Raw genomic sequence first — 21,622 nt, 5'->3', positions numbered from 1 at the left:
TTGATTATTCACTTTTCGACCACGCATAAGGCAGTAGCGCTGTATCCAATAGAAAAGACAACGGCACATCCAAAATTGGCAAGCCCCAGCGCGTTGCCATCTCGACATCGTATTTCGTGCCGGCATAAGCACTATAAGATTCCGTTGGATCCACGAGCTTTACCACGGTGCCACAGGCGCTTGTGGTGAAAAGTGCGGTCGAAAAAAGCAGTGTTTTTAGGGAGTGAAATTTCATAAGCAGGCGAATTTTACACCAAATAGGAAAGGATAGGGCAAAGTTTCCGTAAGATTGCGTAGGCAAAAAAATTGCGCCGTTGGTTTTCCTTCGGCGCAATCTCTTTAAAATGCATTCAAATTAGAAACGATAGGTCGCGCTTGTGCTGAATGTATTGCCTTTAATGTTCGTGCTTTCAAAGCGATGACCGGTGCGTAAATATTCAACGCCAAGTTCAAAGTTTGGCACAACGGCGGCTTTCACACCGGCACCGAAACCATAACCTAAGTTTGTGTCGCTTGCACTGTAGCTGCCATCGTGAGCATATTTTTTAAATTTCACCACTTCGCCACTGAGTTTCGCATAAGGCAAAATAGACGGTGCAACTTTATAACCTAACAAATAACCTACGCCTAAACGTCCTCGTTGTTCAAATCGGCCATAAGCGTTGTCTTGTAATTTGGAATCATGCGCTTTCAATTTACCTTCCACGATACCCACGACATTTTCATCAAGTTGGAAACCGTAATCAACGATAGCATCAATATTGGCAATACGTTTTGCACCTTCATATTTTGTTGTGCCCACGCCAACCCCGATACCTAAATCAGTGAAATTAACATCGGAGGCAATTGCCGTTGTTGATGCGATAGCCGCGCTAAGCGCTAAAAGTGTGAATTTTTTCATAAGATCCTCTGTTGGATTGTGTTAAAAACGACCTGAGTATAGGCATTTTCCCCCTTAGAATCAAGATCCATCCGCGATTCCAACGCTCTGACGAGACAAAGTGCGGTACGTTTTTTCGGTGTTTTTTGATCCCTTTTTTCAGAGGGATTCCCCATGCGCCTTTAGCCGATTTTCGCTATAATGCGACAACATTTTATCAACATCATGAGATGATTATGGCTCAAATTGCTGCAAATCCCCTTGTCCTCGTGGACGGTTCTTCTTATTTATACCGCGCCTTTCACGCTTTCCCTCCGCTGACCAACTCCAATGGTGAACCGACAGGCGCCATGTATGGTGTGCTGAATATGTTGAAAAGCTTGATTTCGCAGGTTCAGCCAAGCCATATTGCGGTGGTGTTTGATGCCAAAGGCAAAACTTTCCGCGATGAAATGTTTGAGCAATATAAATCTCACCGTCCGCCGATGCCGGATGATCTGCGTAAACAAATCCAGCCCTTGCATGACATGATCCGCGCATTGGGGATTCCGCTGTTGGTGGTGGAAGGCGTCGAAGCGGACGATGTGATCGGCACGCTGGCATGCCAAGCCTCAAAAAACGGGCAGAAAGTACTCATCAGTACCGGCGACAAAGACATGGCACAGCTGGTGGACGATAACATTATGTTGATTAATACCATGAACAACAGCTTGCTGGATCGCGCGGGCGTGATTGAAAAATACGGTATTCCGCCGGAGTTAATTATTGATTATCTGGCGTTGATGGGTGACAGTTCCGACAACATTCCCGGTGTCTCAGGCGTAGGTGAAAAAACAGCATTAGGACTTTTGCAGGGCATCGGCAGCATGGCGCAAATTTATGCCAATCTAGATAAAGTTGCCGAACTGCCGATTCGTGGCGCGAAGAAACTCGGTGAAAAATTGCTTGCCGAAAAAGACATGGCGGATTTGTCCTACGCGTTAGCAACCATCAAAACCGACGTAGAACTGGCCTTTTCTCCGCAAGAACTTGCGCTTGGTGACAGCAATAATGATGCCTTAATCGAATATTTCGGACGGTATGAATTCAAACGCTGGCTAGGCGAAGTGATGAACGGCACCAGTTCCGTAACGCAACCGACGCAATCGGTGAAAATGAATCCTTATCAAGCGACACCGGCAGTCAAAACCGATGAAAGTGCGGTTGAAAATTCCGTTAAATTTAAGATCGACCGCAGCCGCTATGAAAATATTCTGACTGAAGCGGATTTAGCCCGCTGGGTAGAAAAATTAAGTGCCGAGAAACTGATTGCGGTGGATACGGAAACCGACGGGTTGGATTATATGTCCGCCAATTTGGTCGGCGTATCTTTTGCGTTAGAAAATGGCGAAGCGGCGTATTTACCGTTGCATTTGGATTATCTCGGTGCGCCAAAAACGCTCGAAAAAAGCACCGCACTTACTGCCATCAAACCGATTCTGGAAAATCCGACTATCGGTAAAGTCGGGCAGAATCTCAAGTTTGATATGACTATTTTCGCCCGCAACGGCATTGCATTGCAGGGCATTGAATTCGACACCATGTTGCTTTCTTACACCTTGGACAGCACCGGTCGACACAACATGGATGACTTAGCGAAACGCTATCTCGGACACCAAACCATCGGCTTTGAAGATATCGCCGGCAAAGGGAAAAATCAGCTGACATTCAACCAAATCCCACTGGAAAAAGCAGGCGAATACGCGGCGGAAGATGCCGACGTGACCATGAAATTACAACAAGTGTTGTGGGAAAAACTTCAGTCGCAACCCAGTTTGGTGGAACTTTATCAATCCATCGAGTTGCCGTTGCTCGGCGTGTTGTCGCGCATGGAGCGTTGTGGCGTGCTGATTGATTCTGATGCGCTGTTCTTGCAGTCCAACGAAATTACCGAAAGATTGACCGCACTTGAAATGCGGGCGCACGAACTGGCGGGGCAACCGTTCAATTTGGCGTCCACGAAACAGTTGCAAGAAATTCTGTTCGATAAACTCGGCTTGCCGGTGTTGCAAAAAACCCCGAAAGGCGCGCCATCCACCAATGAAGAAGTGTTGGAAGAACTGGCGTACAGCCACGAATTGCCGAAAGTGTTGGTGGAACATCGTGGCTTGAGCAAACTGAAATCCACTTACACCGACAAATTACCGCAAATGGTGAACCCGCAAACCGGGCGCGTGCACACCTCTTATCATCAAGCTGTGACGGCAACAGGGCGGCTTTCTTCCAGTGATCCGAATTTGCAGAATATTCCGATTCGTAACGAGGAAGGGCGCCGTATTCGCCAAGCCTTTATTGCCCGTGACGGCTATAAAATTATCGCCGCCGATTACTCCCAAATCGAGCTGCGCATTATGGCGCATTTGTCCAATGATGCCGGCTTGATTAACGCGTTCGCGCAAGGCAAAGACATTCACCGCTCTACCGCCGCTGAAATTTTCGGTTTGCCGTTGGAACAGGTGACTAGCGAACAACGCCGCAACGCGAAAGCCATTAACTTCGGACTGATTTACGGTATGTCCTCTTTCGGGCTTTCTCGTCAGCTTGGGATTTCCCGCGCGGATGCGCAACGCTACATGGATTTGTATTTCCAACGTTACCCGGGCGTGCAAACCTTTATGCACGACATCCGTGAAAAAGCGAAAGCGCAGGGCTACGTAGAAACCTTATTCGGACGCCGTTTATATTTGCCGGAAATCAATTCTTCCAACGCCATGCGTCGTAAAGGCGCGGAACGGGTGGCAATTAACGCGCCGATGCAAGGCACCGCTGCAGACATCATTAAACGCGCCATGATTAAACTGGATGAAATTACGCGTGATGATCCGGATATTCACATGATCATGCAGGTGCATGACGAATTGGTGTTTGAAGTGCGGTCAGAAAAAATCGCGTTTTTTAGCGATCTCATCAAACAACACATGGAAGCGGCTGCCGAACTTGTGGTGCCACTGATTGTGGATGTGGGCGTGGGCAAAAACTGGGACGAAGCACATTAAAACGAAGGAGAGAATATGTCACACAAAATTATCCGTAGCGCAGATTTCACCGCCACCCGTGCATGGGGCGGCTTGGATATCACCGAAATGAATGGCATCAGCGTGCGTTTGCATTGGACAAATGAGCCTTACAAATGGCATATCAATGATGGCGAAGAAGTCTTTGCCGTAATGGACGGCGTGGTGGAAATGCACTACAAAGAGCGCGGCGAAGCCAAAAGCGTATTGTTAGAAACCGGCGATATTTTCTACGCCGGCATCGGCACCGAACACGTTGCCCACCCGCAAGGCGAAGCACGGATTTTGGTGATTGAAAAGGCGGGAAGTGTTTGATTAATAAAGAATTTAACTATTTCAGAAACATAATAAAATATGACCGCTAAATCTGCCTAAAAGGATTTTTATTTTACAAAACACTGTCGGACACAAAGTGATCAAGTGAGGTAATTTTCGTGTCCCCCGCAACGTTTTAGTTTTCTAAGAGAGAAGTCATTGGCAAAAGTGCGGTAAAATTTAACTGTCCTTTTATAGGCTTCCAAGATGCAATAAACAAGGAGATCACCATGAAACTTTGGTATTCCACCGCAAGTCCCTTTGTGCGCAAAGTGATGGCTGTGCTTAAATATCATAAATTGGACGAAAAAATTGAATTGTTACGCGTGACATCCGCGTTCGATCCCGATTCTCCACATAACCAAGACAACCCGCTCGGACGCATTCCGGCGCTACAACTTGATAACGGAGAATGGTTATTTGGTAGTCTATTAATCAGTGAATATTTCGATTCTATCGGACACAGTAAGTGTTTATTTCCACAAGGAGAACAACGCTGGCAGGTGCTACAGGTGCATTCTTTGGTGGATGGCATTTTAGAAAATACCATTCCAATGCTTGCTGAACGCATGCTTCGCCCACAGGAAGAATGGTGGACGACACGGCATGAACAACTCAATGAACGTAATTGTCGTAGTTTTATTGAATTGGAAAAGTATCTGACAAAATTTGATGAGCAGTTAAATATCGGTACGATAAGTGCCGTCTGTCTTATTGACTGGTGGGTATTTCGTCAAACTCAAATCGGGTTAGATTTAAACAAGCTCTCCCCAAATTTAGTAACTTGGGCAGCGCACATGAATCAGCATTATGATTTTTTAGCAGAGACCAAACCAAGATAAAACACCTAGGAAAATAACTGCGCTTTTATGCTAAAAATATACTGACTTTATGCTATAAAAAAATAACAATCCGCACGTAAATGTGCGGATTGTTATTTCTAAATCACATACCAATTAACTAAAAGTTCTTGGCGTATATATTCTAAATTCATTAAAAATACCGCATTCGTTTTTTACTTACTTTAGGAGATCCTATGCTTTTAACAGGGTTATTTTGTGGTATTTTGCTTGGTTTTGTGATGCAACGTGGGCGTTTTTGTATCACCGGTGCCTTTCGTGATTTATATATCACCAAAAACAACAAAATGTTTGTTGCATTACTTATTGCCATTACGGTGCAATCTATCGGCTTCTTTTTATTAAAAGAAATAGGCGTGTTGAATGTTGATCCTGCTGAAAACTTTGCCTTTTTAGCCGTATTAACCGGCGCATTTTTATTTGGTATCGGCATTGTGTTGGCTGGCGGTTGTGCCACAGGAACTTGGTATCGTGCGGCAGAAGGTTTAGTCGGAAGCTGGATTGCACTTTTTACCTATATGCTGTTAAGCGCAATGATGAGAACCGGCCCACTCGGTGATTTTAATAAAGCATTGCGCGATATTAATATCGAACAACGCAATATTTACGATACCTTCGGCATTTCACCGTGGTGGTTGGTCGCATTACTTAGTTTGATTACCGGTTATTATGTGTACAAACATTTAAGCAAACCGGCGCCCAAATTAGCGACGCTTAAACCAAGAAAAACAGGTTTCGCCCATTTGTTATTTGAAAAACGCTGGCATCCTTTTGTGTCTGCCGTGTTGGTGGGATTAATCGCTTTGCTCGCTTGGCCTTTAAGCGTAGCAACAGGACGTGAATTTGGCCTAGGTATTACCGGCCCTTCTGCCAACATTATGCAATACCTCGTTACCGGCAATGACAAATTTATTAACTGGGGTGTGTTCCTCGTCCTAGGGATTTTTATTGGTTCATTTATTGGGGCGAAAGGAAGCAATGAATTTCGCGTTCGCGTTCCCGATGTCACGACCATTTTGCGTAGCGCACTAGGCGGGATTTTTATGGGCATCGGTGCAAGCCTTGCAGGCGGTTGCTCTATTGGTAATGGCTTGGTTGAAACCGCTTTCTTCTCATGGCAAGGCTGGGTTTCTTTGCCACTAATGGTGCTTGGCACTTGGGTTGCCGCTTACTTTACCATTATCCGACCGCAACGATTAAAAACCGTCACAGCTTAATTTTAGGAGATAAAAATGATTGTTAAATTACCTACACTCGGTTTAGTTTGCCCTTTCCCATTGGTTGAAGCCAAAGAAGCCATGGCGAAACTCAATAAGGGCGATGGGTTAGAAATTGAATTTGACTGCACACAAGCCACAGAAGCCATTCCTGCATGGGCGGCAGAAGAGGGTTACGAAGTAACTGATTTTGAACAAATCGATGATGCTAAATGGAAAATTACCGTCATTAAATAAGATATAAAAGTGCGGCTTGATGTCTCGAAATTATGTGGCTGCTGCACAGAGCTGAAATGACCTCACAAAATAGCACCCCCTGATGGCGCAAGTGTCCACGCTTGTGCCAATTTTCTTAAGTATTAATCAATAAGCAAACGCCTTACAAAAACCCTCTTACGTTGGAGGTACCGTAGTATCTGGTGATTGCGTACTTGCGCCCTAAAATGCCCTACTTTCTTATTACGATAAAAAAGTACGGTCAAAACTTACGATATTTAAGTTGGAAAAACACACAGAAAAATGACCGCACTTTTATGCTAAAAATACACCGACTTTATGTTATAAAAAAACAAAGGGTCTGACATAACATCAGACCCTTTATCATTTTTGTTCTTTATTCGTTAGAACGGAATATCATCATCAAAATTATCCATCGGTACTTCGGCTGCCGGTTTGCTTGCCGGGGTGGCGCGTGGTGCAGTTGGCGCGCTTGGTGCTTGGCTTGAGTAGCTTGGCTGTGCTGCTGGGGCGTAGCCGCCAGATTGACGATCAGCGCGGCTGTCTAACATTTGTAAAACGTCGCCTTGAATTTCTGTGGTGTAGCGATCTTGGCCGTTTTGGTCTTGCCATTTGCGGGTTCTTAAACGCCCTTCAACATAAACTTTAGAACCTTTGCGCAGGTATTCGCCCGCCACTTCCGCCTGACGACGATAGAACACAATGCGGTGCCATTCGGTCACTTCACGACGTTCGCCAGTGTTTTTATCATTCCAGCTTTCACTGGTGGCAACGGTAATGTTGGCAACCGCTTCGCCGTTCGGCATGGTGCGAATTTCAGGATCGTTACCTAAGTTGCCCACAATAATGACTTTATTTACTCCAGCCATAATATCCTCTTCTTTATTCAATTTTGCTGTAAAAAAATTTGCTCTATTCTGCCTGAAAATTCGGGATAAATCCACGCTTTCAAGAAAATTAACTGGATATTTGCACAGTTATTTAGGAATATGCGATAATTATCGCAAATTTATACTTCTTTTCATTTATAAAATCTATTATGGATACCATCGATATTCGTGGTGCAAGAACCCACAATCTAAAAAATATTAACTTAACGATTCCACGCGACAAACTCATTGTTATTACCGGTTTATCCGGCTCAGGTAAGTCTTCTTTAGCCTTTGATACGCTGTATGCCGAAGGGCAACGCCGTTATGTGGAATCCTTGTCCGCCTATGCGCGTCAATTTTTGTCATTAATGGAAAAACCCGATGTAGATCATATTGAAGGGCTTTCACCGGCCATTTCTATTGAGCAAAAATCTACCTCACACAACCCACGTTCAACAGTGGGTACCATTACCGAAATTCACGATTACCTGCGTTTGTTGTTTGCCCGCGTGGGCGAGCCGCGCTGTCCTCATCATAATGTGCCACTCACGGCGCAAACGATCAGCCAAATGGTGGATAAAGTGCTTTCTCTGCCTGAAGAAAGCAAAATGATGTTGTTGGCGCCGGTGGTAAAAGAGCGCAAAGGTGAACACGTTAAATTATTGCAACAAATTGCCGCGCAAGGCTACATTCGCGCCCGTATCGATGGTGAGATTTGTGATTTATCCGATCCGCCAAAACTGGAATTACAGAAAAAGCATACCATCGAAGTGGTGGTGGATCGCTTTAAAGTGCGGTCGGATTTAGCCACAAGATTGGCGGAATCCTTTGAAACCACGCTCGAGCTTTCCGGTGGTACGGCAGTAGTCGCCTATATGGACGATCCGAAGGCGGAAGAACTGGTGTTCTCTGCTAACTTTGCCTGTCCGCACTGCGGCTATTCGGTGCCGGAACTGGAACCTCGTCTCTTCTCCTTTAATAACCCTGCCGGTGCGTGCCCGACTTGTGATGGTTTGGGCGTGCAACAATATTTCGATGAAAAACGTGTGGTGCAAAATCCAAGCATTTCCCTTGCCAATGGCGCTATTAAAGGCTGGGATCGTCGCAATTTCTATTATTACCAAATGCTCACGTCCTTGGCGAAACACTACCATTTCGATATTGAAACGCCTTTTGAAGAACTGCCGAAAAAAATCCAACAGATTATTTTGCACGGCTCCGGCAAGGAAGAAATTGAATTCCAATACATGAACGATCGTGGCGATGTGGTGTTGCGCCACCATGTCTTTGAAGGTATTTTGAACAACATGGCGCGCCGCTATAAAGAAACGGAATCCATGTCAGTGCGCGAAGAACTTGCTAAACATATCAGCAATCGCCCTTGTGCCGATTGTGGCGGTTCGCGTTTGCGCCCAGAGGCACGCAACGTTTATATTGAGCAAACCAATCTGCCTGATGTCTCAGAGAAAAGCATCGGGGAAGCCTTGAGCTTTTTTGGAGCGCTACAACTGAGCGGACAAAAAGCGCAAATCGCCGAGAAGATTCTGAAAGAAATCAAAGAGCGGTTACAATTTTTGGTGAATGTGGGCTTGAATTATCTTTCCCTTTCCCGCTCCGCTGAAACCCTTTCAGGCGGTGAAGCGCAACGCATTCGCCTTGCCAGCCAAATTGGTGCGGGCTTGGTCGGCGTGATGTATGTGTTGGATGAACCGTCTATAGGGTTACATCAACGGGATAACGAACGCTTGCTTAGTACCTTGATTCACTTACGAAATCTCGGCAATACTGTGATTGTGGTGGAACATGATGAAGATGCGATTTTAAGCGCCGACCACATTATCGATATTGGCCCTGGCGCAGGTGTGCATGGTGGCAACGTCATTGCCGAAGGGACAGCACAGCAAATCATGCAAAATCCAAACTCGCTTACAGGCAAATTCTTATCCGGCGCAGAAAAAATCGAAATACCGAAAAAACGTACCGCACTTGATAAGAAAAAAATACTCAAGTTATTCGGCGCATCAGGCAATAATCTGAAAAACGTCAATTTAGAGATTCCGGTGGGCTTGTTCACGTGTATCACCGGCGTGTCCGGTTCAGGCAAATCCACGTTGATAAACGACACCTTGTTCCCGATTGCCCAAAATGCGTTAAACCGTGCGGAAAATTCGGAAGCAGCGCCGTATAAATCTATCGAAGGTTTAGAATTTTTCGACAAAGTCATCGATATTGACCAAAGCCCAATTGGACGTACACCGCGCTCTAACCCGGCAACCTACACGGGCGTATTTACCCCTATTCGTGAGCTGTTCGCCGGCGTACCGGAAGCTCGAGCACGCGGCTACAATCCGGGACGCTTCAGTTTTAACGTACGCGGCGGGCGTTGCGAAGCCTGTCAGGGCGACGGCGTAATCAAAGTGGAAATGCACTTCCTGCCGGATGTGTACGTGCCTTGCGACCAATGTAAGGGCAAACGCTACAACCGCGAAACCTTAGAAATTCGCTACAAAGGTAAAACCATTCATCAAGTGTTAGACATGACCGTGGAAGAAGCGCGCGAATTTTTCGATGCGGTTCCGATGATTGCGCGCAAACTGCAAACGCTAATGGACGTAGGCTTGTCTTATATCCGCTTGGGCCAATCTTCCACCACCCTTTCCGGTGGTGAAGCGCAACGGGTGAAATTGGCAACGGAACTCTCTAAACGGGATACGGGCAAAACCCTGTATATTCTGGACGAACCAACTACCGGGCTACACTTTGCCGACATCAAACAGTTGCTTTCCGTGTTGCACCGCTTGCGCGATCAAGGCAATACTATCGTGGTCATTGAGCACAATTTAGACGTGATTAAAACCGCCGACTGGATTGTGGATCTCGGCCCAGAAGGTGGTAGTGGCGGCGGGCAAATTATCGCCACCGGTACGCCGGAGCAGGTGGCTAACGTAGAAGGTTCGCATACCGCGCGATTCCTGAAAGGAATTTTGGCGAAAGGTTAAAAACGTTTTATTTTTCTACCGCACTTTTGCGCACGTTGTCTGGATGATTTTGCCTTATTCGTGCAACAAGTTGCACGCTACGGTCTGGGTAATTTCGCCTTGTTCGTACAGCACGTTGCACGCTACGTTGATTTAATCACGTTTTGATTCTCGTAGCGTGCATCTTGATGCACGAAATATCTTTCCGTTAAATTGGGTGTATGGATGATAAAAATGCCCAAAAAATGACCGTGCATTTAATCACATCGTTTGTTTAATTCCTTCTTTTTCGTGCAACAAGTTGCACGCTACGATCTGGGTAATTTTGCCTTGTTCATGCAGCACGTTGCACGCGACGTTGGTTCAATCACGTTTTGGATTCTCGTAGCATGCATCTTGATGCACGGAATATATTTCCGTTCATTTTGGTAAATAGGTAAAAACGTCCCCCAAAATGACCGCTCGTTTAAGCACATCGTTTGTTTAATGCCGTCTTGTTCGTGCAACAAGTTGCACGCTACGGTCTGGGTAATTTTGCCTTGTTCATGCAGCACGTTGCACGCGACGTTGGTTCAATCACGTTTTGGATTCTCGTAGCGTGCATCTTGATGCACGAAATACCTTTCCGTTAAATTGGGTGTATGGATGATAAAAATGCCCAAAAAATGACCGTGCATTTAATCACATCGTTTGTTTAATTCCGTCTTTTTCGTGCAACAAGTTGCACGCGACGTTGGTTCAATCACGTTTTTTTCTCGTAGCGTGCATCTTGATGCACGAAATACCTTTCCGTTCATTGTGGAGAATGGATAAAAACGCCCCAACAATGACCGTGCCTTTAAGCACATCGTTTGTTTAATTCCGTCTTTTTCGTGCAACAAGTTGCACGCTACGGTCTGGGTAATTTCGCCTTGTTCGTGCAGCATGTTGTATGCTACATGACGTTATTTTAATCGTGCAATACGGTATGTTACATGGGCAAAATTTATAAAAAAAAAGACCGCACTTTGATTTTGTCATTCAAAGTGCGGTCAGAATTTCAGGCGTTTTGAGAGATTATTCCACGGTAACCGCTTTCGCTAAGTTACGAGGCTGATCCACATCGGTGCCTTTAATTAGGGCAATGTGATAAGCCAACAGCTGCATCGGCACGGTGTAATAAATCGGTGCGGTAATATCATTTACCGTTGGCATGGTGATGATTTTCATGCCTTCCGCTTCACTAAAACCGGCCTCTTTATCAGCAAACACATACAATTGACCGCCACGGGCGCGCACTTCTTCTATGTTGGATTTGATTTTTTCCAGCAATTCATTGTTTGGTGCGACCACAATCACCGGCATATCGGCATCAATTAAGGCTAACGGACCGTGTTTTAGCTCACCGGCGGCATAGGCTTCTGCGTGAATGTAGGAAATTTCTTTTAACTTCAACGAGGCCTCCATCGCAATGGGGTAGAACTCGCCACGACCTAAAAATAACGCATGGTTCTTTTCGGCAAAATCTTCCGCCAAGGTTTCAATGTGTTTATCGAACGCTAAAGCCTTTTCAATCTCCGCCGGCAACGCTTGCAATGCTTTCACAATGTCCTGCTCTTTCTCCGTAGAAAGAGTCTGTTTGGCTTTACCAACCGCCACGACTAACATTAACAATGCGGCTAACTGCGTTGTAAAGGCTTTGGTGGAGGCTACCCCGATTTCCACGCCGGCGCGGGTCATGAATGCCAGATCCGATTCGCGCACAAGGGACGAACCGGCTACGTTACAAATCGTCATCGCCGCCATATAGCCTTTTTCTTTCGCTAAACGTAAGGCGGCTAGGGTATCCGCTGTTTCGCCGGATTGGGAAATCGTAATCAATAAACTGTTTGGGCGTACTACAAATTTGCGGTAACGAAATTCAGAGGCAATTTCCACATCACAACTCACGCCGGCCACGCTTTCAAACCAATAACGAGACACCATCCCTGAATTGTAAGATGTACCACAAGCCACAATTTGAATGTGTTCCACTTTTTCGAGAATGTCTTTCGCACCGTTACCGATCGCTTCCACCACCACGTTGTTGTGGGTTACACGACCTTCCATCGTGTTGATAAGTGCGGTCGGTTGTTCGTAAATTTCTTTTTGCATGAAGTGACGGTGTCTGCCTTTTTCCGCCGCATCGTTTTCTAAATTGGAATCATGCGCCTCACGCTCGACTTTATGACCATCGCAATCGTAAATATCCACGGAACGGCGAGTAATTTCTGCAATGTCGCCCTCTTCTAAGAAAATAAAGCGGCGGGTAACGCTTAACAAAGCAAGTTGATCCGAAGCAAGGAAGTTTTCGCCGATGCCCAAACCGATCACCAACGGGCTGCCGGAGCGCGCTGCCACGAGATGTTCCGGATGCATACGATCCATCACGACCATACCATAGGCGCCGGTTAATTGTTTTACGACGTTCTGCACAGCTTCCAATAAACTGCCTGCGCTGCGCATTTCCCATTCCACCAAATGCGCAATGACTTCCGTATCTGTTTGAGAGGTAAACACATAACCACGCGCTTTCAACAACGCACGCAATTCTTCATAGTTTTCGATAATGCCGTTGTGCACCACCGCAAAATTGCCGGAAACGTGGGGGTGTGCGTTATCTTCGGAAGGTGCGCCATGGGTTGCCCAACGGGTGTGCGCAATGCCGGTGCCACCGATAAGCGGGGATTTTTCCACTGCCTCATTCAACGCTTTCACTTTGCCTAAGCAACGTACACGTTGTAATTCATGTTGTAAATTGACTACTGCCAATCCTGCGGAGTCATAACCACGGTATTCAAGGCGATGTAATCCATTAATTAAAATTTCTGCCACATCACGTTGTGCGACGGCACCAACAATTCCACACATAACTTTTTGCTCTCCTGAAATAAGCTAAAAAAAACATTATTTAAAATAACCGCACTTTTAAGCTAAGCGCAAATGACGTCTACGCCATGAGCTTCAATGCGTTTTTTACTGTCTTCTGACAACAAATTATCGGTAATCAATACATCAATTTGCTGCCACACCAATTCAACGTTAGGCATCTTTCGCCCAATCTTTTGAGATTCCACCATCACAATCACTTCACGCGCCACATCGGCCATCACTTGGCTTAAGCCAACCAATTCGTTGAATGTGGTCGTTCCACGATCAAAATCAATTCCATCGGCACCGATAAACAGCTGGTCGAAGTTATAGGAACGCAATACTTGCTCCGCCACTTTACCTTGAAAAGACTCAGAAGCTTTATCCCATGTGCCACCGGTCATTAACAACGTTGGCTCATTTTCGAGGGAACGCAGCTCGTTCGCTACATACATAGAATTGGTCATCACCACCAACCCTTGCTTGTTGTTCAACTGTTTAATCAATGCCGCCGTGGTGGTGCCGCTATCAATAATAATACGGTTGTGATCTAAAATACGTTCGGCTGCCCGTTTAGCAATGGCCAACTTTCGTTCCGAAAGAAAATCTTCCTGTTCGTCCTCAATGAGTTCTTGCGGCATTAAGATCGCGCCACCGTAACGACGCACTAAGAAACCATTGTTTTCTAACACCGTTAGGTCTTTACGAATCGTGACTTCCGAAGTATCAAACAACTGAACAAGCTGATCAACGCTCACCTCTCCGCGCTCCAGCAATAATTGCATGATGCCGTGACGACGTTGTTGGGTATTGCGAGGCTGAATGTGTCGTTTAGTCATTTCCAAACCCAAATAGTTCCAGTTAAATTTCGGTTCGAAAGTTTATAGCGATTTAGAAAGGATGTAAATAAAAAGATAGGTAACAAAAAACCCTGTTTATCATAAACAGGGTTTAAAGATTCAATTTCAGAACTAATTATTTAACGGCATCTTTTAATGCTTTACCGGAAACGAATGCCGGTACTTTAGATGCTGCAATTTTGATTTCGGCGCCGGTTTGTGGGTTACGGCCGGTACGCGCTTTACGCTCATTGATTTTAAATGTGCCGAAACCGATTAATTGTACGGCATCACCTTTTTTTAAGCTTTCAGTGATTGCATCTAAAGTTGCTTCTAAAGCAGCTTTAGCTTGTTTTTTATTTAATTCGGCTGCGCTTGCAATAGCATCAATTAAATCTGTTTTGTTCATAGATTAGTACCTTCTATTTTTTTAAATTTACAGTGGTGAAATAAATAATATTATCATTACTCATTCAATAAACTGAGCTCACTATAATCAGTGCAGGCAAAGCTTAATCTAAGTTGCACCGAAAGCAAAGCATGAATTATGATTTTTGTGGAAAATATCACATTACTGTTCTATTTTTATACAAATATTCGAAACCGCCTCTTCACGCAACGCATTTTTTAAATCAGAAATCAGTTCAACATCATGCCTTTCCGCCTCTTTTAACGCGCGATACAGTTGCCATTGCACATCTAATTCTTGCTGGATTAAATCCGATTCCTTCAGTTCCACCTCGGATAAGGTGCGATCATATTCCGTTTCTAAATAACCCGCTACCGTTCCCAATGACAGTTGGCTGACTTTTACCGCTTGCTCCAATGACGCGCCGGCAATGATGGTATGCAACACTTCCGCCAACCCTTCACAAGCATCTAATGCCGGCACAACACCGTAAAAATCATAGTCATTCACATCCGGAATAATGTTTTCCAGTTTTTCTAACTGATTTTCAAAATTAATGTTGGCCTCTTTAACCGTTAAATATTCCCACACCAAATTCAAAATATTGTGATACACCTTGGCGTTTTGTGGTTGTTCTGTGATTTGGCAAAACAAATGATAGTTGGGATACATTCGTTCGCATAGACACGCCATAAAAGTTAAATGCTGCCAAGTGGCGAGATTTTCTAAACGTTTATGAATCGGATTTCGCATATTATTTTTACCGCACTTTAGAGATGATAAGGCTTGGATAGCTGGTGTACCGCATCCACCAAGACTTTCGGGCTTTCTTCCGGCACATCCTGATGAATGCCATGCCCAAGATTAAATACATGGCCGCTCCCTTCACCAAACGCCGCCAAAATCGACCGCACTTCCTCTTCAATTCGACCGGCTGGCGCATAGAGTACACTCGGATCCATATTGCCTTGCAATGCCACTTTATGCCCAACGCGACGACGTGCCTCCGCAATATCCGCCGTCCAATCCAAGCCCACGGCATCACAGCCTGTGTCAGCCATGGCTTCTAACCATAATCCGCCACCTTTGGTAAATAAGGTAACCGGCACACGGCGTCCTTCATGTTCACGAATCAAACCGTCCACGATTTTGTGCATATAACGCAAAGAAAACTCCGGATACTCACGATGCGCCAACATGCCGCCCCACGTATCAAACACCATAACCGCCTGGGCGCCGGCTTTAATTTGCGCATTTAAGTAAAGAATCACGCTATCAGCCAGTTTATCTAACAAGGCGTGCAATAAGTGCGGTTCGCTATACAGCATTTTTTTAATTTTCGTAAAGGCTTTAGAAGAACCGCCTTCCACCATGTAAGTAGCCAATGTCCACGGACTCCCGGAAAAGCCGATAAGGGGCACTTCACCATTGAGTTCACGGCGAATCGTGCGCACCGCATTCATCACATATTGCAGTTCTTGTTCCGGATCCGGAACAGGTAAATTTTCTACCGCACTTTTGCTGTCGATAACCCGTTCAAATTTCGGCCCTTCACCGGCGCCAAAGCTTAAGCCGAGTCCCATAGCATCGGGAATCGTTAAAATATCGGAAAATAAAATCGCGGCATCCAAAGCATAACGGCGCAACGGTTGTAATGTCACTTCACAGGCTAAATCTGCATTGCGACACAAGGACATAAAATCACCGGCTTGCGCACGAGTGGCTTTGTATTCGGGCAAATACCGCCCGGCTTGGCGCATCATCCAAATCGGCGTCATATCCACAGGTTGACGTAAAAGGGCTCTTAAATAGCGGTCATTTTTTAATGTGGTCATAAAATCTCTCGTTATTATGATGTTGTTGACACAATGCCAGTGTCGCTTCAATAAGTTTGCGCGCAATCGTGCCATGGGGCGGTAGCTCAGGCAACAGCTGGTCATAAGCAAACCATTGAGCGTCATGAATTTCTTCCGGCTGAATTTGAATCTCACCGCCGGCGTAATCGGCTAAAAACCCGACCATTTGCGAATTGGGAAATGCCCAAGGTTGGCTACCAAAGTAACGCAAATTTTGCACATGAATATGGGTTTCTTCGTAAACTTCTCGCCGCACGGCTTCCTCAAAGGTTTCCCCCACTTCCACAAAGCCTGCCAGCGTTGTGTACATACCGCCTTTATGGCGACTATGATTTGCTAACAAAATTTGTGAACCACGCCGAACGGCAACAATAATGGATGGGCAAATGACAGGATAAGTACGAAAGCCGCAAGCTTGGCATTGTACCGCCCATTCATCCGACATTTGTTCCGTTTTGCCACCGCACTTGCCGCAAAATTGATGCGTTTGGTAAAAATGATTGAGCTCCACACCACGGCTGAGCAAATTAAATTGTTCCAACGGCAATGATAGCTGATCACGCAAGGAAAAATACGCACGACCATCATCCGTTTGGGATTCCACCAAATACAGGGGTTGTCCTGCCCACTCGCCAATACGCATGGCGTGAAGTCCGGTTAATCCTAACTCATCGGCACGACCAAAAGGAAGTTTGCCATCCACCCAATGAATCGATGACGCTTGCGTAAAGAGCCAAAAGCCCTGTTTGTCAGGCTCAATTATTTTCATTTTTAACACCTGTTGTAATACGCGGAAAACACGTCCATTTTCTACCGCACTTTGTGGTTCCGAGAAGAAAAAAGTGCGGTCATTATAAAAGGTATTTGTTCATTTAGCGAATGATCCCCATAAAAAAACCCGAGACTTCGCTCGGGTTTCTTCTTGCAGAAATATTATTCTGCGTGATCGTCTTCTTCTACCATATTTAACATTTCAGCTAAACTGGCCTCGGCATCTTCAGAGGTCATGACGAATTCAGAAGCAATCTCTTCTTCATCCATCGCCGATAGTCTTACCGGCACCTCTTCATCTGCGATAACTGACGCATTTTTATGACGATTTTGGTGATACGCAAAACCGGTGCCTGCCGGAATCAAACGACCTACGATGACGTTTTCTTTCAATCCGCGTAATTCATCACGCTTACCTGCCACTGCCGCTTCCGTTAACACACGAGTGGTTTCTTGGAAGGAGGCCGCAGAGATGAAGGACTCGGTGGCCAAGGACGCTTTGGTAATACCCAATAATTCGCGTTCAAATTCCACCGGTGGTTTGCCTTCCGCTTCACGTTTACGGTTAACGATTTTCACGCGAGCTACTTCCACTTGTTCCCCTTCAAGGAATTCGGAGTCGTAAGCTTTGGTAACAATCGCTTTACGCAACATTTGGCGTACGATCACTTCGATGTGTTTATCGTTAATTTTTACCCCTTGTAAGCGGTAAACTTCTTGGACTTCATTCACGATATATTCGGTTACCGCGTGTACACCGCGTAAACGTAAGATGTCATGTGGCGTTTCCGCACCATCGGAGATTAAATCACCGCGTTCAACCATTTCACCTTCGAATACGTTCAATTGACGCCATTTTGGAATCATTTCTTCGTACACTTCGCCTTCTGCTGGGGTAATCAACAAGCGACGTTTACCTTTGGTTTCTTTACCGAAGGACACGATACCGGAGATTTCCGCCAAAATCGCAGGCTCTTTCGGCTTACGCGCTTCAAACAAGTCTGCCACGCGTGGAAGACCACCGGTAATATCTTTCGTTCCTACAGATTCTTGCGGAATACGCGCTAACGGATCACCGATATGCACTTCTGCGCCGTCATCTAATGTCACGATAGCTTTACTTGGTAAGAAGTATTGCGCCACGACGTCAGTACCCGGAACAACAACATCGTTGCCTTTGTCATCCACCAGTTTGATTGCCGGACGTAAGTCTTTACCAGCGGTTGCACGTTCACCCACATCTTGCACTACGATAGAAGAAAGACCGGTTAATTCATCGGTTTGACGGGTGACGGTTAAGCCGTCCACGATATCCACAAATTTCACAAAACCACTCACTTCAGAGATAACCGGCATAGTATGCGGATCCCAGTTGGCGATGGTTTCACCGGCATTCACCTCTTGGTGATCGCCTTTGTTTAGAATCGCGCCGTAAGGCACTTTATAGTGCTCTTTGGTACGACCGAAAGTATCTACAACGGTTAATTCGGTATTACGAGACGTTAATACCAATTTGCCTTCGTTATTCGTAACGAATTTCGCATTGGCTAAACGCAATGTCCCGTTGTTTTTCACTTGTACGCTAGACTCTTTGGCTGCTGCAGATGCCGCACCACCGATGTGGAACGTACGCATGGTTAACTGTGTTCCCGGTTCACCAATAGATTGTGCCGCAATAACCCCCACAGCTTCACCTTGGTTAATCAAGTGACCGCGTGCTAAGTCACGACCGTAACATTTCGCACACACACCAAAGTCGGTATTACAGGTTACAACAGAACGGACTTTCACGCTGTCCACAGAATTTTCGTCTAATACATCACACAATTTTTCATCTAATAAGGTATTGCGTGGAATTAATACTTCTTCTGTACCCGGTTTTAAGATGTCTTCTGCCGCAACACGACCTAAAACTTGTTCGCGTAGAGGCACTTTTTCATCGCCACCCTCAATTAACGGGGTCATCACGATACCTTCGTGTGTACCACAGTCATCTTCTACGATAACGAGGTCTTGTGCGACGTCAACCAAACGACGAGTTAAGTAACCGGAGTTCGCTGTTTTCAACGCCGTATCCGCCAAACCTTTACGCGCACCGTGGGTAGAAATAAAGTATTGTAAAACGTTCAAACCTTCACGGAAGTTCGCGGTAATTGGCGTTTCGATAATGGAACCATCCGGACGTGCCATCAAACCACGCATACCGGCTAACTGACGAATCTGTGCTGCAGAACCACGCGCACCAGAATCTGCCATCATAAAGATGCTGTTGAAAGACGCTTGTTTTTCCGGTTTACCTTCACGGTTAATGACTTCTTCCGTCGATAAGTTTTCCATCATGGCTTTCGCCACACGTTCGTTGGCGGCAGCCCAAATATCGATCACTTTGTTATAGCGTTCACCTGCAGTCACAAGACCGGATTGGAATTGTTCCTGAATTTCAGCCACTTCTTCTTCCGCGGCAGAAATAATTTCGTATTTCTTCGCCGGAATCACCATATCGTCAATACCAACAGAAGAACCGGAACGTGCCGCATAAGCAAAACCGGTGTACATGATTTGGTCAGCAAACATCACACTGGCTTTCAAACCTAAACGACGATAGCTTTCGTTAATTAACTTAGAAATCGCCTTTTTGCCAAGGGTTTGGTTAAACAAGCTAAACGGCATTCCTTTCGGCGCGATCATCCATAAAATGGCACGACCGATAGTGGTATCTGTTAATGTAGTTTTTGATTCAAACTCACCTGCTTCATTTTTCACATATTCGGTAATACGGACTTTCACGCGAGAATGCAATTCTGCTTGACCGGTACGATAGGCTTTTTCTGCTTCACGTGGGTCTTGCAATAACATGCCTTCACCTTTACCGTTCACTTTTTCGCGGGTCATGTAGTAAAGACCCAACACCACGTCTTGTGATGGAACGATAATCGGATCACCGTTTGCCGGAGAAAGAATGTTATTGGTGGACATCATTAACGCACGCGCTTCTAATTGCGCTTCCAACGTTAACGGTACGTGTACCGCCATTTGGTCACCGTCGAAGTCCGCGTTGAACGCCGCACAAACAAGTGGGTGTAATTGAATCGCTTTACCTTCAATTAAGATCGGTTCAAACGCTTGAATACCCAAACGGTGCAATGTTGGCGCACGGTTCAACAGAATCGGATGTTCGCGAATGACTTCAGCCAAGATATCCCAAACAATCGCATCTTCACGCTCCACCATTTTCTTCGCAGCTTTAATCGTGGTTGCATAACCACGGCTTTCTAATTTTGCATAGATAAACGGACGGAATAATTCCAACGCCATTTTCTTCGGTAAACCGCATTGATGTAAGTGCAAGTATGGACCTACGGTGATTACGGAACGACCGGAGTAGTCAACACGTTTACCCAACAAGTTTTGACGGAAACGACCTTGTTTACCTTTAATCATATCCGCTAATGATTTTAACGGACGACGGTTAGAACCGGTAATAGCACGACCGCGGCGACCGTTATCTAACAACGCATCAACAGATTCTTGTAACATCCGTTTTTCGTTACGCACGATAATATCCGGTGCGATTAAATCTAATAAACGTTTTAAACGGTTGTTACGGTTGATGACACGACGATATAAATCATTCAAGTCAGAAGTCGCAAAACGACCGCCATCTAACGGCACTAACGGACGTAAATCTGGTGGAAGCACCGGTAATACGGTCATCACCATCCATTCCGGTTTATTGCCGGATTGTAAGAAAGCTTCTAATAATTTTAAGCGTTTAGTGATTTTCTTACGTTTGGTTTCGGAATTGGTTTCTTGTAATTCTTCGCGTAAATTTTCGCATTCCGCTTCCAAATCGATACCGCGCAATAAGGCTTGAATGGCTTCCGCCCCCATTTTGGCTTCGAATTCATCTTGCCAACGGTCTTCGGCATCAAGATATTGTTCTTCGGTTAACAACTGACCGCGCTCAAGATCGGTCATACCCGGTTCGATCACAATGTAAGATTCAAAATAAAGCACGCGTTCAATATCACGCAACGGCATGTCTAACAATAAACCGATACGGGACGGCAGGGATTTTAAAAACCAAATGTGCGCCACCGGTGAGGCCAATTCAATGTGCCCCATACGTTCACGACGAACTTTAGTTTGCGTGACTTCTACGCCACATTTTTCACAAATCACACCGCGGTGTTTTAAGCGTTTGTACTTACCGCACAAACATTCGTAATCTTTTACCGGTCCGAAGATACGGGCACAGAAAAGACCGTCACGCTCCGGTTTAAAGGTACGATAGTTGATTGTTTCAGGTTTTTTAACTTCACCGTATGACCAAGAACGGATCATGTCAGGTGAGGCTAAACCGATTTTAATCACATCAAAATCTTCAGCGGTTTTTGATTGTGCTTTTAAAAACTTAACTAAGTCTTTCACAGATTTGCTCCTGTC

Annotated in this window: 16 protein-coding genes; 6 read left to right on the top strand and 10 right to left on the bottom strand. The window is 45.5% G+C overall.

Features of this window, described 5'->3' with window-relative positions:
• Positions 1–4: 4 nt before the first annotated feature.
• The gene (locus AC30SF_RS00505) at positions 5–235 is read right to left on the bottom strand and encodes a YceK/YidQ family lipoprotein (RefSeq protein ID WP_489607216.1); all 231 of its coding nucleotides are present in this window, start codon (positions 233–235) and stop codon (positions 5–7) included.
• Positions 236–355: 120 nt separating this feature from the next.
• The gene (locus tag AC30SF_RS00500; RefSeq protein ID WP_479743755.1) at positions 356–901 is read right to left on the bottom strand and encodes an outer membrane protein; all 546 of its coding nucleotides are present in this window, start codon (positions 899–901) and stop codon (positions 356–358) included.
• 215 nt (positions 902–1,116) lie between these two features.
• Here AC30SF_RS00500 and polA point away from each other — a divergent pair, with 215 nt between their 5' ends.
• The 5 genes from polA to AC30SF_RS00475 all read left to right on the top strand — a co-directional run bounded on the left by polA (position 1,117) and on the right by AC30SF_RS00475 (position 6,562).
• Positions 1,117–3,915: a DNA polymerase I gene (gene polA, locus AC30SF_RS00495; protein WP_489607215.1), complete on the top strand. Its 2,799-nt coding sequence runs from the start codon at positions 1,117–1,119 to the stop codon at positions 3,913–3,915.
• A 15-nt stretch (positions 3,916–3,930) separates the two neighbouring features.
• The gene (locus tag AC30SF_RS00490; RefSeq protein ID WP_290521312.1) at positions 3,931–4,248 is read left to right on the top strand and encodes a cupin domain-containing protein; all 318 of its coding nucleotides are present in this window, start codon (positions 3,931–3,933) and stop codon (positions 4,246–4,248) included.
• A gap of 230 nt (positions 4,249–4,478) precedes the next feature.
• On the top strand, positions 4,479–5,090 hold the full coding sequence (locus AC30SF_RS00485) for a glutathione S-transferase N-terminal domain-containing protein (RefSeq protein WP_489607214.1): 612 nt from the start codon (positions 4,479–4,481) through the stop codon (positions 5,088–5,090).
• A 194-nt stretch (positions 5,091–5,284) separates the two neighbouring features.
• The gene (locus AC30SF_RS00480; protein WP_489607213.1) at positions 5,285–6,325 is read left to right on the top strand and encodes a YeeE/YedE thiosulfate transporter family protein; all 1,041 of its coding nucleotides are present in this window, start codon (positions 5,285–5,287) and stop codon (positions 6,323–6,325) included.
• Positions 6,326–6,340: 15 nt separating this feature from the next.
• Positions 6,341–6,562 (top strand): sulfurtransferase TusA family protein, encoded by a 222-nt coding sequence (locus tag AC30SF_RS00475; RefSeq protein ID WP_021616050.1) that lies wholly within the window; start codon positions 6,341–6,343, stop codon positions 6,560–6,562.
• A 383-nt stretch (positions 6,563–6,945) separates the two neighbouring features.
• Here AC30SF_RS00475 and AC30SF_RS00470 read toward each other — a convergent pair whose 3' ends face one another.
• Positions 6,946–7,431: a single-stranded DNA-binding protein gene (locus tag AC30SF_RS00470; protein ID WP_489607212.1), complete on the bottom strand. Its 486-nt coding sequence runs from the start codon at positions 7,429–7,431 to the stop codon at positions 6,946–6,948.
• Positions 7,432–7,601: 170 nt separating this feature from the next.
• Between AC30SF_RS00470 and uvrA the strand changes: the two genes are divergently transcribed.
• The gene (uvrA, locus tag AC30SF_RS00465; protein WP_489607211.1) at positions 7,602–10,433 is read left to right on the top strand and encodes an excinuclease ABC subunit UvrA; all 2,832 of its coding nucleotides are present in this window, start codon (positions 7,602–7,604) and stop codon (positions 10,431–10,433) included.
• A gap of 1,035 nt (positions 10,434–11,468) precedes the next feature.
• On the opposite strand, the gene glmS is transcribed toward uvrA, so the two are convergent.
• The 7 genes from glmS to rpoC form a co-directional block, all read right to left on the bottom strand.
• Positions 11,469–13,301, bottom strand: a complete 1,833-nt coding sequence (gene glmS, locus AC30SF_RS00460) for a glutamine--fructose-6-phosphate transaminase (isomerizing) (protein WP_489607210.1) — start codon at positions 13,299–13,301, stop codon at positions 11,469–11,471.
• Positions 13,302–13,363: 62 nt separating this feature from the next.
• Entirely contained in the window at positions 13,364–14,140 is a 777-nt protein-coding gene (locus tag AC30SF_RS00455) for a DeoR/GlpR family DNA-binding transcription regulator (protein ID WP_033002526.1), read from the bottom strand.
• A gap of 136 nt (positions 14,141–14,276) precedes the next feature.
• Entirely contained in the window at positions 14,277–14,549 is a 273-nt protein-coding gene (locus tag AC30SF_RS00450) for an HU family DNA-binding protein (RefSeq protein WP_209363688.1), read from the bottom strand.
• Between the two features lie 162 nt (positions 14,550–14,711).
• Positions 14,712–15,302: a YjaG family protein gene (locus AC30SF_RS00445; protein WP_489607209.1), complete on the bottom strand. Its 591-nt coding sequence runs from the start codon at positions 15,300–15,302 to the stop codon at positions 14,712–14,714.
• A gap of 17 nt (positions 15,303–15,319) precedes the next feature.
• On the bottom strand, positions 15,320–16,384 hold the full coding sequence (hemE, locus tag AC30SF_RS00440; protein WP_489607208.1) for a uroporphyrinogen decarboxylase: 1,065 nt from the start codon (positions 16,382–16,384) through the stop codon (positions 15,320–15,322).
• The gene (gene nudC, locus AC30SF_RS00435; protein WP_489607207.1) at positions 16,365–17,174 is read right to left on the bottom strand and encodes an NAD(+) diphosphatase; all 810 of its coding nucleotides are present in this window, start codon (positions 17,172–17,174) and stop codon (positions 16,365–16,367) included. The genes hemE and nudC overlap by 20 nt, the downstream gene beginning before the upstream one ends.
• Before the next feature lie 164 nt (positions 17,175–17,338).
• The gene (gene rpoC, locus AC30SF_RS00430) at positions 17,339–21,607 is read right to left on the bottom strand and encodes a DNA-directed RNA polymerase subunit beta' (protein ID WP_209363695.1); all 4,269 of its coding nucleotides are present in this window, start codon (positions 21,605–21,607) and stop codon (positions 17,339–17,341) included.
• Between the last annotated feature and the right edge of the window lie 15 nt (positions 21,608–21,622).

Source organism: Aggregatibacter valvarum (assembly GCF_980468985.1).
The sequence above is the reverse complement of the archived record's forward strand: the minus strand, read 5'-3'. Positions and strand labels throughout refer to the sequence as shown.

Coding starts and splice junctions, on each gene's coding strand:
- AC30SF_RS00505 (WP_489607216.1), bottom strand. CDS start 235: ATGAAATTTCACTCCCTAAAAACACTGCTTTTTTCGACCGCACTTTTC.
- AC30SF_RS00500 (WP_479743755.1), bottom strand. CDS start 901: ATGAAAAAATTCACACTTTTAGCGCTTAGCGCGGCTATCGCATCAACA.
- polA (WP_489607215.1), top strand. CDS start 1,117: ATGGCTCAAATTGCTGCAAATCCCCTTGTCCTCGTGGACGGTTCTTCT.
- AC30SF_RS00490 (WP_290521312.1), top strand. CDS start 3,931: ATGTCACACAAAATTATCCGTAGCGCAGATTTCACCGCCACCCGTGCA.
- AC30SF_RS00485 (WP_489607214.1), top strand. CDS start 4,479: ATGAAACTTTGGTATTCCACCGCAAGTCCCTTTGTGCGCAAAGTGATG.
- AC30SF_RS00480 (WP_489607213.1), top strand. CDS start 5,285: ATGCTTTTAACAGGGTTATTTTGTGGTATTTTGCTTGGTTTTGTGATG.
- AC30SF_RS00475 (WP_021616050.1), top strand. CDS start 6,341: ATGATTGTTAAATTACCTACACTCGGTTTAGTTTGCCCTTTCCCATTG.
- AC30SF_RS00470 (WP_489607212.1), bottom strand. CDS start 7,431: ATGGCTGGAGTAAATAAAGTCATTATTGTGGGCAACTTAGGTAACGAT.
- uvrA (WP_489607211.1), top strand. CDS start 7,602: ATGGATACCATCGATATTCGTGGTGCAAGAACCCACAATCTAAAAAAT.
- glmS (WP_489607210.1), bottom strand. CDS start 13,301: ATGTGTGGAATTGTTGGTGCCGTCGCACAACGTGATGTGGCAGAAATT.
- AC30SF_RS00455 (WP_033002526.1), bottom strand. CDS start 14,140: ATGACTAAACGACACATTCAGCCTCGCAATACCCAACAACGTCGTCAC.
- AC30SF_RS00450 (WP_209363688.1), bottom strand. CDS start 14,549: ATGAACAAAACAGATTTAATTGATGCTATTGCAAGCGCAGCCGAATTA.
- AC30SF_RS00445 (WP_489607209.1), bottom strand. CDS start 15,302: ATGCGAAATCCGATTCATAAACGTTTAGAAAATCTCGCCACTTGGCAG.
- hemE (WP_489607208.1), bottom strand. CDS start 16,384: ATGACCACATTAAAAAATGACCGCTATTTAAGAGCCCTTTTACGTCAA.
- nudC (WP_489607207.1), bottom strand. CDS start 17,174: ATGAAAATAATTGAGCCTGACAAACAGGGCTTTTGGCTCTTTACGCAA.